General features: G+C 43.6%; 15 protein-coding genes. 8 read left to right on the forward strand and 7 right to left on the reverse strand.

Annotation, left to right across the window (positions count from 1 at the left end; all coding sequences use genetic code 11):
- Positions 1-38 precede the first annotated feature (38 nt).
- Genes DH10bf12_RS05775 through DH10bf12_RS05785 form a run of 3 tightly spaced genes read left to right on the forward strand, consistent with a single transcriptional unit; the run spans position 39 to position 1,704 of the window.
- Positions 39-779 carry an AAA family ATPase gene (locus tag DH10bf12_RS05775; protein WP_471737569.1) on the forward strand — a complete coding sequence of 247 codons (741 nt, stop codon included), beginning with the start codon at positions 39-41 and terminating at the stop codon, positions 777-779.
- Positions 776-1,180, forward strand: coding sequence for a hypothetical protein (locus tag DH10bf12_RS05780; protein WP_471737570.1), 405 nt, complete (start codon positions 776-778; stop codon positions 1,178-1,180). The genes DH10bf12_RS05775 and DH10bf12_RS05780 overlap by 4 nt, the downstream gene beginning before the upstream one ends.
- Positions 1,181-1,191: 11 nt before the next feature.
- Positions 1,192-1,704: a GNAT family N-acetyltransferase gene (locus tag DH10bf12_RS05785; RefSeq protein WP_471737571.1), complete on the forward strand. Its 513-nt coding sequence runs from the start codon at positions 1,192-1,194 to the stop codon at positions 1,702-1,704.
- Positions 1,705-1,751: 47 nt separating this feature from the next.
- Here DH10bf12_RS05785 and DH10bf12_RS05790 read toward each other — a convergent pair whose 3' ends face one another.
- Positions 1,752-2,003, reverse strand: coding sequence for a hypothetical protein (locus DH10bf12_RS05790; RefSeq protein WP_471737572.1), 252 nt, complete (start codon positions 2,001-2,003; stop codon positions 1,752-1,754).
- A gap of 446 nt (positions 2,004-2,449) precedes the next feature.
- On the opposite strand from DH10bf12_RS05790, the gene DH10bf12_RS05795 reads away from it, so the two are divergent.
- Complete coding sequence (locus DH10bf12_RS05795) at positions 2,450-3,082, forward strand: YdhK family protein (RefSeq protein WP_471737573.1); 633 nt, start codon at positions 2,450-2,452, stop codon at positions 3,080-3,082.
- Positions 3,083-3,127: 45 nt separating this feature from the next.
- On the opposite strand, the gene DH10bf12_RS05800 is transcribed toward DH10bf12_RS05795, so the two are convergent.
- Genes DH10bf12_RS05800 through DH10bf12_RS05810 form a run of 3 tightly spaced genes read right to left on the reverse strand, consistent with a single transcriptional unit; the run spans position 3,128 to position 5,968 of the window.
- Positions 3,128-3,997 carry a F510_1955 family glycosylhydrolase gene (locus DH10bf12_RS05800; RefSeq protein WP_471737574.1) on the reverse strand — a complete coding sequence of 290 codons (870 nt, stop codon included), beginning with the start codon at positions 3,995-3,997 and terminating at the stop codon, positions 3,128-3,130.
- Positions 3,985-4,659: a response regulator transcription factor gene (locus DH10bf12_RS05805; RefSeq protein WP_471737575.1), complete on the reverse strand. Its 675-nt coding sequence runs from the start codon at positions 4,657-4,659 to the stop codon at positions 3,985-3,987. Before DH10bf12_RS05805 ends, DH10bf12_RS05800 begins: the two co-directional genes overlap by 13 nt.
- A complete protein-coding gene (locus DH10bf12_RS05810; protein WP_471737576.1) occupies positions 4,634-5,968 on the reverse strand; it encodes a sensor histidine kinase in 1,335 nt (444 codons plus the stop codon). The genes DH10bf12_RS05805 and DH10bf12_RS05810 overlap by 26 nt, the downstream gene beginning before the upstream one ends.
- 151 nt (positions 5,969-6,119) lie before the next feature.
- Here DH10bf12_RS05810 and DH10bf12_RS05815 point away from each other — a divergent pair, with 151 nt between their 5' ends.
- Positions 6,120-6,446, forward strand: coding sequence for a four-helix bundle copper-binding protein (locus tag DH10bf12_RS05815; protein ID WP_471737577.1), 327 nt, complete (start codon positions 6,120-6,122; stop codon positions 6,444-6,446).
- 67 nt (positions 6,447-6,513) lie between these two features.
- On the opposite strand, the gene DH10bf12_RS05820 is transcribed toward DH10bf12_RS05815, so the two are convergent.
- The 3 genes from DH10bf12_RS05820 to DH10bf12_RS05830 form a co-directional block, all read right to left on the reverse strand.
- Positions 6,514-7,812, reverse strand: coding sequence for an APC family permease (locus tag DH10bf12_RS05820; RefSeq protein WP_471737578.1), 1,299 nt, complete (start codon positions 7,810-7,812; stop codon positions 6,514-6,516).
- A 62-nt stretch (positions 7,813-7,874) separates the two neighbouring features.
- Entirely contained in the window at positions 7,875-8,297 is a 423-nt protein-coding gene (locus DH10bf12_RS05825; RefSeq protein ID WP_471737579.1) for an NUDIX hydrolase, read from the reverse strand.
- 18 nt (positions 8,298-8,315) lie between these two features.
- Positions 8,316-9,143: a metallophosphoesterase gene (locus DH10bf12_RS05830; RefSeq protein ID WP_471737580.1), complete on the reverse strand. Its 828-nt coding sequence runs from the start codon at positions 9,141-9,143 to the stop codon at positions 8,316-8,318.
- 143 nt (positions 9,144-9,286) lie between these two features.
- Between DH10bf12_RS05830 and relB the strand changes: the two genes are divergently transcribed.
- The 3 genes from relB (at position 9,287) to DH10bf12_RS05845 (ending at position 11,435) form a co-directional block, all read left to right on the forward strand.
- Entirely contained in the window at positions 9,287-9,523 is a 237-nt protein-coding gene (gene relB / locus DH10bf12_RS05835) for a type II toxin-antitoxin system RelB family antitoxin (protein ID WP_471737581.1), read from the forward strand.
- Complete coding sequence (locus DH10bf12_RS05840; RefSeq protein WP_471737582.1) at positions 9,510-9,779, forward strand: type II toxin-antitoxin system RelE family toxin; 270 nt, start codon at positions 9,510-9,512, stop codon at positions 9,777-9,779. The genes relB and DH10bf12_RS05840 overlap by 14 nt, the downstream gene beginning before the upstream one ends.
- 86 nt (positions 9,780-9,865) lie before the next feature.
- Positions 9,866-11,435 (forward strand): IS3 family transposase gene (locus DH10bf12_RS05845; protein ID WP_471737583.1). Its coding sequence is split into 2 segments (ribosomal slippage): positions 9,866-10,518 and positions 10,517-11,435, totalling 1,572 coding nucleotides; the frame shifts between segments, so codons are not numbered across the junction.
- The last annotated feature ends 11 nt before the right edge of the window (positions 11,436-11,446 follow it).

Genomic DNA, 11,446 nt, shown 5'->3' on the forward strand with positions numbered 1-11,446 from the left:
AATCCGTTGAACCGTACGTATATAAAGAGGTGAGTAGGATGTTTCTGAAAAAAGTAGCGTTGAAACGGAACGAAATTAAGCATTCACACCAATACCCATTTCATATTCCTGCGATCAGCACGTTTAGTGAGATGGAGTTGAATAAGAACGTTACGTTTTTTGTAGGCGAAAATGGCTCAGGGAAGTCAACACTTTTAGAAGCGATTGCGGACCAGTGCGGCTTCAATCCGGCGGGTGGTGGAAGGAACAATACATACGATCTTCATGCCTCAGATTCAGCGCTCGGCCCTTATCTCAGACTGTCATGGATGCCAAAGGTGACCAATGGATTTTTTCTTCGTGCTGAATCATTCTACCAGTTCGCGACACATCTTGATGAAATGGCGCAGGATGATGGGCGAACCTATGCTTCTTATGGCGGGAAGTCGCTGCACGAGCAGTCCCACGGTGAATCCTTTCTGTCTCTTTTTGCGAACCGTTTTCAGCAAAAAGCGATCTATCTGCTGGATGAGCCTGAGGCTGCACTTTCTCCTCAGCGTCAGCTGGCACTGCTCAAAATTATGCATGATCTTGAGAAACAGGGAAGCTGTCAATTCATTATCGCGACGCACTCACCGATTCTGCTTGGTTATCCGGATGCTGAGATATTAAGCTTTGATGATGGTGAGATCAGACCGATTGAGTATGAAATGACGGATCATTATCAGATTACGCGGTACTTTCTGCAGCACAGGGAGCGGATGCTTGAGCAGTTGTTTTCGGAGGAGGGTGAGGAATGAAAAAATGGATGCTGTTAATCACACTTTTCGTACTTGCAGGATGCGGTGATGTAAGCAAAACGCCTGACGTCTTCGTATATACAGGGGAGTCGGAAAACTGGCGTGTGAATTATATTTCTTCTCAATTTGGTGACAATGAGCAGGAAACGGAATTTCGTATCTATCATATTGGAGAAGAAAATCCTGATGAGGTCGCATATAAAATCGATTTGGGAGCAGGGGCATCGTCGACTGGAACTGCTAATTTAAGTCAAACCGATGTGATTAGAGCTGGCGGAAGCTGCGGCGGGTGTGCGACATTAAATGAAGATGATGTTTTGCAATTCGAAGTAGAGTGGAACGGACAAAAGGAATCCTTTGATGTTACTTATGATGAAACCGCTAGAGGCGTAATAGAATAGAGGAGAAATGTATGGATCAAAAAGTTGTCATCAGACCTGCAAAAGAGCAGGATGCAGAAGGTCTCAGAGATCACGTGAAGCAGGTTCTGGCTGAAAATGCTGATAAGATGGGTACCTCACCAGCTGAGTTCAGTGTGACAGTCGAAGAAGAAAAGGAATGGATTCGTTCTCATGAAGAGCGAGGGGTGGTGCTGGTTGCTGTGATTGATGAACAAGTTATCGGCATGTTGAATTTCCGCTTATCCTCAATGGAAAAGTTCAGTCATCAGGGAATGTTTGGGATGAGTGTGCAGGAGGCTTATACGAATCAGGGGATTGGACGGAGGCTGCTTGAATCTTTATTTAACTGGGCCAGACAGGATGGCAGAGTGGAGAAGATTTCACTTGAAGTGTTTGCGGATAATGAGCGTGCAATTCATTTGTATAAAAATATGGAATTTGAAGAAGAAGGGCGTAAGCGGAAGCATGTGAAGTTTGGTCCGGATCATTATGTGGACGAGCTTATTATGGGAAAGTTTATATGAGTAGATGTAAAAACCAGGAAGGGTATCGGCTTCCTGGTTTTTACGTTTTACCAATAAAAAACGATAATCGCAACAAGCGCGGTCACATAATACCCGGCGTTTGCGTAGAGCTTCATCTTTTTAGATAACGTGTCCTGTTCGAGCTTTTTAATATAGAGGATGACAGCGAGCATCAGTATCATGAGAGCGAAATCAGCTGCACCGTATCCATCCTGCGATCTGAGAATCAGCGAAATGAAGACAATTGCAGCGGCAATGTTGGCGCCGATTATGATGAGTGGGGAAGCTTTTTCGTTCATTGGAATCACTCCATAGTGTCAGACTTGTTATGTATAGTTTAGTGGAAGGGTGAGTGGAAGTAAAAAAGCGGGGTTGATGGAGGTGCTGTAGAGGGCGATTGATGATGGAAAAGTGTTTTGACTTGAAGGGAATATGTACAGCTTTGCAGCAAATGTTAAATGAATTGAAACAATTCTACTGCCTCTAAAGCCCACTGAAGGAAACGGCTTCAATATTGAGGGATAAAAATCAATATTGAAGGAATAAAAAACCAAATTGAATCAAAACATCCCCACTTGATGGAATTAGCATCAACACCGCTATTCCATCATCCAAGTATATGACTGTTACGCTATTTCAAAAAAGATAAATTTGTGACAATGTGCCAAAGCTGCTTTTCTGCAAAGTTTCTGCACATTCTTTGGGTAGATTAAGAATGAATTAAAATAACAGGAGGTATCTTCAAATGAAAAACAAATTAGTAATGGGCACGATGGCGCTTACCCTAAGTGCGATGCTTGCAGCCTGTGGCGGCGATGATGACATGGGATCAGGCGACATGAGTGATAATATGGACGAAAACATGGAAGAGAACATGGATGAAAATATGGATGACATGGACCACATGGAAGATGAAGATTCAATGGAAGGTATGGATCACTCAGGCATGGACATGTCCGGCTCAGGCGAGGTGCCTGAAGGATTAGAAGAGGCCGAAAACCCGACATTTGAAGAAGGGGACACTGCAATCATCACTGAAGCACACATGGAAGGGATGGAAGGTGCTGAGGCAACGATCGTAGGCGCTTATGATACAGTTGCTTACAGTATCTCGTATGACCCGACTGATGGTGGTGAACGTGTAGAAGACCATAAGTGGATCATTCATGAGGAAATTACAGACGCTGCAGACGAGCCTTATGCAGAAGGTGATGAGGTGCAGGTAGAAGCGGAGCATATGGAAGGCATGGACGGTGCTACTGCAACAATTGATACTGCAGAAGAAACAACAGTTTATATGATTGATTTCACACTGGAGTCAGGTGAAGAAGTAACGAATCATAAATGGGTCACAGAGGATGAATTATCTGCAGAATAACCAAAAAGCTGAGAGGCTAAGGCTCTCAGCTTTTTTAGTAGGACATTATTCTGATGGAATGATTTCCTCAGCTGTCCAGTTGGTTCCGCCATCCTCCGTCACTGCAGCTTCACCCTCTCCTGTAACTGCATAGATTTGTTCTGAATCAGATGGGTTCACTGCCAGATATAAAACAGGCTCTTCAAGTGGTATCTGCCCTAATTCTTCATCCTGAGAAATGAACACTTGATTTTTAACCGTGTAAAATTGGCTTTCTGTATAGAGTGCTGCACTTGTTCCTTCACTGTTCTCCTTCAAAGTGACAGTCTCTCCTGCATCAGTAGATTCATAAAGGCCTCTATTTGTTAAAATTGCAATCTGATCCTGATGATCAGGGTGAGCTGACAGACCAAAAACTGACTCTGCTTCAAGACCTGAAAGCGGCATTGATATCCAGTTGTCGCCTTCATCATCTGTATAATAAAAGCCTGCTTCAAGTTCACTATTCCCATGCATCAGTGCAGTATAAAGACGGCCGGTGTTTTTGCCAGCTGACATATAGTGATAATCAGTTTCCCCTGAAAATACAAGCTGCTCAAGTGTTTCCCCCTGATCGGTACTCTTCACCAGCCCAAGCGGATTTTCAAGGTCGTTTGAAGGTTCGGGGTGACCGCTCGCATAAAATCCTTCATCAAATGCGGTGAATCCCATGTAGTCATGATTGTTGGCAGTTGAATGGAGCCACGTATCATTTTCTTTTTTCAGAAGACCGTAATGTGTAGCAATCATCAGATCCTCACCTACATAGTCCATTCCGTGCACGTGAGCATGGCCCGTGTCTGCATTTACTTCTTCATAAAATGTTTCATCTGCATTTGACGAACATGCTGTCAAAAGCAAGAAAGAGCTTAACAGTCCGGCCTTTATTTTATCCATTTGTAACCCACTCCCCATACTGTCTGTAAATGTTCTTCAACGGGAAAGCCTGTTTTTCTAAGCTTGTCCCGAAGGTTTCTTACGTGTGAATCCACTGTGCGTCCATCTGTCCAGGCTTCATAACCCCAGAGAATCGATAATAGCTGCTCTCTCGAATAAGCGCGTCCAGGGTTTTTCAGCAGTTGGCCAAGTATCGAAAACTCTTTAGGTGTTACCTTGAGCTGTTTTCCATGATAAGACAGCTCGTGTGAAAACTCATCCCAGACTAGCCCTTCATACTCAATTCTTCTGGCAAAGTCATCAGAAGTCCGTCTGAATACAGCGTGGATTCTTGCCACGAGTTCTTCCTCATCAAAAGGCTTTACGATGTAGTCATCTGCACCGTACTGCAACCCTTTTACGATATCTTCTTTTTCATGCAATGCTGTTAATAAAATGATAGGAACATCTGAAAACCTGCGGATCACCCGGCATGTTTCAAACCCGTCCATCACAGGCATCATCACATCAAGAATAATCAAATCCGGCTCTTCATCCTTTACTAGGCCGATTGCATCTTCACCGCTTCGCAGTTTGATACATTCATAACCGAGTGGCTTCAGGTAAAGCTCGAGCAGATCGAGCATTCTTTGTTCATCATCGACGAGTGCGATCTTCTTCATGGGAAACTCCTTTCAGATCAATGGTGACCTTCAAACCAGTTTTAGTATTTTCAGCCGAAACAGTGGCATGGTGTGCCTCAATAATTTCCTTTGCGATGGCAAGTCCAAGACCGGAGCCGCCAGTATTTCTGTTTCTGGAAGTATCCACTCTGTAAAAGCGATCAAATAAATGAGGAAGTGCATCTTCTCTAACACCTGGTCCTTCATCTGTTACTTCGATTTTTTCTTTTTTAACAGAAACGACGACTTTCTTTTGAGCAGGCGTATATTTTAATGCGTTATCTAACAAGATAACGAGCACCTGTTCAAAGCGCTTTTGGTCTATCTCTTTGTAAAAAGGCGGGTCCCCGATAAACTGCAGGCTGATTTTTTCTTTTTCAAAAGCAAGCTTCAGTCTCTCGGTGACAGCTTGTACAAAAGCCACTAAATCCGTTCGTTCAGGTTCTATCGTGAAATTATGTTCTTCCAATCTTGCAAGCTCGAATAAATCCTCTATCAGCTGATGAAGTCTTTCTGCCTCCTCATAAATAATCCCTCCGTAAGGCGAATCCTCTTTTTTCAACAGACCTGCATACCCCTTAATATAGGTGATCGGTGTTCTAAGCTCATGAGCAATAGAAGTTAAAAAAGCTTTACGTGATGTCTGGATCTGGTGCAGGTCACCGGAGATTTTGGTAATTGATCTGGCGAGTTCACCTATTTCATCGTTCCTTTTTGTTTCGGGAACAGTCAGTACGTCTCCCTGACTGAGTTTACCGGCTGCTTTTCGTATGGAAAGCAGGGGTTTTGTAATGAAGTGACTTAGGAAATACAGGCTGAACAGTAGAAATAATCCCGTCAATAAAGCGGAGATCGCGAAATGCTGATTCAATTCCCTGATAAGTGATTGCACCTGTTGTGTGGGTTCAAGCATGATGACGCTGCCGCCGTTATCAAAGGGACTGACCGCAGCTAAAAACGGTTCATTGCGCCAGTCGTCTTCTGCGATTCCTTCAGGAGCAGATAACCAGCTTTCATTTATATATGTTTCAACCTGATTAGATGATCCTGTAATCACACCGTTTGCGTCTGTAACCACCACTTCGGTCAGGGCTTTTTCTTCCATCATGACGACATGACTGATGGTTGCAGGATCAAAGTTTTCCTCAAGCACATCTCTATGACTGTCACCGCGCTGCTGAAGTCTTTCAAGCTCATTTTCAACCTGCTGATCAACGAGTAGATTATGCATAACAAATAACGATACAGTTAGAATAATAGAAATGCCTATTAGATAAAACAGACTGATTTTCATTGAAAGTCTATTCACATTCACACCTCATCTCATCTAACAAGTATACGCAGATTTTGTGCAGAAAATATGCAGAAGTACAGGTTTTTTCGTGAATATGACTAGATTTGTTTACCAATAATTTCATCGGGAAAGCATGTACTAGAACTACATAAAGGAGGAACTACAGATGAATCAGCAATACCAGGATTGTCTTGAAGCGTGTAAGAAGTGTCTGGAAGCCTGCAATCATTGTTTTGATGCCTGCCTGAGTGAAGAGGACGTAAAAATGATGGCGGATTGTATCCGTTCAGATCGTGAATGTGCAGATATCTGCTCACTTGCGATTACTGCGATGCAGACAAACAGTCCGCATGTACGTGAGATTTGCGGATTATGCGCAGAGATTTGTGAAGCTTGTGCAGATGAGTGTGCCAAGCATGATCATGACCATTGCCAGCAGTGTGCAGAAGCTTGCCGCAATTGTGCAGAAGAATGCCGTAAGATGGCGGTATAATAGCATCTAATAAGAAAAGCCGGTACGCATATGTTGCGCACCGGCTTTTTCTATATGACTAAAATTTTTAATCCTGACTAACTGACTTCAGAAAGAACTTTTCTCCGATGAAGGTGACTAACGTAATCACAACAGCCACTACCACAATCAGCCAATCCTGCTGCAGCTTCACCCAGACAAAAGCACTCAGTACAACTGCATCAATGACCAAAGCAGCTGTTACAATTCCGCGGTTAGCCTGCACTTTACCCTTCAGCTTTTTCAGCACACCCCAATGAATAATCATATCCATTACCAGATAAAGAATAACGCCGATTGCTGCAATTCTGCTTAAATCAAATAGAATCGTAAGCGCCATCGCAAACACAATCGTGTAGACAAGCGTATGCTTCTGAATATCACCAGGCATCCCGAAGTGTTTGTGTGGAATCAGCTTCATATCAGTCAGCATGGCAAGCATTCTGGATACTGCAAAGACACTGGCAATGATTCCTGAAACAGTCGCTAGAATTGCAATAATTACCGTGAACCAGACGCCCAATTCTCCAAAAGCAGGTCTCGCTGCTTCAGCCAGCGCGTAGTCTTTTGACTCAATAATCTCAGTGATCGACAGACTTCCTGAAACCGCCCATGCCAGCAGCATATAGACAGAGAGGCTGATTGCGATTGAAATCATAATCGCACGGCCTACATTTTTCTTCGGCTCTTTAATTTCAGAACCGCTGTTTGTGATCGTTGTAAATCCTTTAAACGCTAAAATCGTTAAAGCAACAGCAGCAATATAGCTTGCAGGAGACAGGTCAGGCGGGTTGCCTCCTGGTTCTGCAGCTTCAAAAGAAAAGCCTGCTGCCCATAATCCCGCGATAGCGAAAATGGATAAACCAACGATTTTTAACAATGACATGATAGAAGTGAAGGTCTGAATAAATGAATTACCGGCAATATTAATTAAAAATGCTGTCGTTAACAGACCTACTCCTAAAACCGGTACAAGCCAGCTTCCGGAATCCGTACCGAATAACTGAAGTGTATATGTACCAAACGTTCTGGCGACAAGACTCTGGTTAATCACCATAGATAGCGCCATCAGTAAAGCTGCACCTGCTGTGACAGTGGTTTCACCGTAAGCCTTCACGAGGAACATACCGATTCCACCGGCAGAAGGGTATTCATTACTCATTTTAATATAGGAATAAGCACTGAAAGCAGTTGCGATTCCACCTGCGATGAACATGAGCGGGAACCATGCCCCTGACAGCTCAGCAACCTGACCGAGCAGTGCGAAAATCCCGGCACTGATCATCACGCCGGTGCCAAGACCGACCGCTCCGGTTAAAGTAATACTGTTTTTCTTGTAATCACTCATGCGATCAACTCCTTTGTGGTTGCTTTACCCACAAAGTATGCAGAAATGCTGCAGATCAAATACTATTTCACTTCACCCTGAAATACATAAGGAGCATCACCCTTCAGCAATTGCTTCAAGCCGCCCTTGTAATAAGGCATCAATTCATCCGCCTCATTCAAACTCACCCATTTCACATTTGCGACTGTTTCTGTATCCTGAATCTCAATGTCACCACCCGTTATGCTGGCAGCAAAGGTGATGAAGATTGCATGGTGCTGATCGTTTATCATAAAAGCTTCATTTACTGTCAGAATACGGCCGACTTCAACATTCAATCCGGTTTCTTCCCGGGCTTCCCTCACTGCTGCGTCAGCAAGTGTCTCACCAGGTTCAACAGATCCACCAGGTAAAGACCAATTATCATATTTAATATTATGGACCATCAGTACATTCTCTTCTTTTTCATCAGTGATCAATGAATACACAACATCTACTCTTTTCATCATGCCACTCCCATTCGTTTAATTTGTTTTTAGTACAATTTCAACAATTTCTGGCCGGTTAAATATTCTAAATGGAAACAGGCTATTGCCAAGCCCGCGGCTCACGACCAGGCTGGAGCCATCCACTTCGTGTACACCCGAAGTGTATTCAGGAAAGAGTCCCTGATTTGGTGCGACAAGGCCGCCGACAAATGGAAGTCTGATCTGACCGCCGTGTGCATGTCCTGAGAGGATCAGATCAGGCTGATACTCGCGGTAAAGAGAAAACCATTCAGGTCTATGGGCAAGCAGCACGGTAAATAGATCACTCTCAGCTGCGTTGAAAGCCTGTTGGAGATTAGCGCCAGTAGTGAATGCATCTGAAGGAGAAGGGTCTTCAACCCCTGCTAACTGTATGCTGGCATTATTGTGTGAAATCAGGGTGGTTTCGTTTGTCAGCACAGTAACACCAATTTCACTCAATTTTGATTTCAATCCATCATATTTTCCTGATCTCATTTCATGATTACCTGACACATAATAAACAGGAGAGAGCTGTACCATTTCCTCAGCAAGTGTTAAAGCGGGTTCTTCATCATACCGTCTTTCATCAATGATGTCTCCTGTGATCACGATGATATCCGGTTCAGACTCTTTAACTTTATCAACGAGCTTCTGCTGGTTTTGGCCGAAAGACTTATTATGCAGGTCTGAGAGCTGGAGAATCTTATAATCTTCAAAGTCTGCTGGCAGCTTGTCTGAAGTGATGGTGTAGGTACTCTTTGTTAAATGATTGTTTTGGTCATACAGAAAGAAAACCAGTATGAATAGTGCAAGTATAAGAAGAAGCCATTTTTTTCGTTTCATGTAATCCTCCAGGTGAAAAGGTATAAGAGTTAGTTAAAATTAAGTTTCCTCACTTAAACTTTTCTGATGAATAAAATAGAGTATATATCTAAATTGCAGGAAATGAAAAAACGTATTACAATGTATGACAAAGGAAGGTGTTAATGATGAGTATGATTTCACTTCGATTAGATGATGAGGATGAAAAGTTAATTAAAGAATACGCTCAGGCAAATAATATCTCTTTGTCGGCACTTTTCAGAGATGCGGTACTTGAAAAAATTGAAGACGAATTGGACCTTGGACTTTACAAAAAAGCGATGGCAGAACATAAACAATCACCTGAAGCGATCTCATTTGATGAAATGATGGAAGAGCTAAATTCAGATGAAGAAGTATAAAGTTGAATTTGAGCGCAATGCTCGTAAAACACTTAAAAAAATGGATCCACACCAGGCAAGAATCATTATGGCGTGGATTAAAAAGAACCTTGTAGATACCGAAAATCCCAGGCTGCACGGAAAAGGGTTGGTAGCAAATCATTCAGGAGAGTGGCGCTACAGAATCGGAAATTATCGGCTGATTGCGGACATTAATGATCAAACCATTACAATTTTAATACTTGAAATTGGTCACAGGAAAGATATTTATAAATAAAAAAGCTGCCGGGTATTTGATATGCTCCCTTCGAAGTAGACAGAGAAATAATAAAAATTCTCTACTACTTTGAAGGGGGCATTTTTGTGTCTAAAAGGACGACTGGTCATACATTAGATGAAAAATTAAAAGCAGTGTTATCTATCTTAGAGGAGAAGAAGTCGGTGGGTGTGGTCTCAAGAGATTATCAGATCACTGAAAAGACCTTCAGAGATTGGATTCGTAAATATCAATCAGATGGCATCGACGGATTGAAGGAATCGAAGACCTGGAAAGCGTACTCCCAAGAATTGAAACGACAGGCAGTGGACTATTATCTGGCGGGTCAAGGGAGCCTCAGTGAGACCTGTGCTCGTTTCAACATCTCAACCTCCTCTGTCTTACGAAGGTGGATAAAGCGTTACACTAGTGGGAGAGACTTGAAATCCACTAGTGAGGGGAATAAAAAGATGAGTACAGGACGTAAGACAACACTACAGGAACGGATAGAGATCGTCCAATTCGCAATCGCCCACGACCTTGACTATCACAGGGCTGCAGAGAAATATCAGGTCTCGTATCAACAGGTCTATGGATGGGTACGGAAATATCAGGCTGACGGAGAGACGGCACTTCACGATCGCCGCGGGAAATCCCTGGAGTCTAAGCCGGACCTGACAGAAGTAGAGAAACTGAAGCTCCGCATCAAAGAACTGGACCATCGTAATCAATATCTTGAAACGGAAAACGGCCTCTTAAAAAGCTGAAGGAGATCGAAAGGAGGGACAGAATGCGCGAATAGGCAGTCATCTACATCGGTTCCAGGCGATCCATGAGTACCATGAGGAAACGAAGGCGCCGATCCAACTACTCTGCCAACTGGTCGGTGTCTCGCGATCCGGTTACTACAAATGGCTGAACCATACGCCGACTGACCAAGAGGAAGAAAATGAATGGCTACTCGGAGAAATCAAAAAGATATTCAACAAGCATCAGGGGATTCTGGGCTACCGGCGGATCACAATGTTCATCAACCGCCAGTTCAAAAAGCAGTACAATCGCAAACGGATCCGTCGCCTGATGATCAAGCTCAGACTGAAGTCTTTCATTCGCCAGTCAAACGGCTACTGTACGAAGACCAGCTATGTCAATATCGAAGATAACATCTTGAATCGCGCGTTCACAGCGAGTCAGCCCAACCAGAAATGGGTGACGGACATCACGCACCTCCATTATGGTCTTGGGAATAAGGCTTATTTGAGTGTGATCAAGGACCTGTACGACGGGTCCGTCGTAGCCTATCAGATCGGTCACTTCAACAACAACGCCTTGGTAATGGACACCCTGAAGGCAGCCATCGAAGCGAACCCAGACGCGACTCCCCTACTCCATAGCGACCGTGGGTCACAGTATACCTCGAAGGAATACCGCTACATCACGACAGAAGCAGGGATCACGCGCAGTATGTCTCGCGTTGGGAAGTGCATCGACAACGCGCCGATAGAGAGCTTCTTCGGGCACTTCAAATGTGAAAGGTATGAATTGAAACAGTACAAGAGTTATGAAGAATTGGTCAACGACATTGATCAATATATGCGGTTTTACAACGAGGGACGTTATCAAGAGAAATTAAACAACCTGGCACCAATGGAGTATCGGTACCAGGCCGCAGCGTAGTGCTAACCTTT

The organism is Jeotgalibacillus sp. 10bf12, from assembly GCF_055597105.1.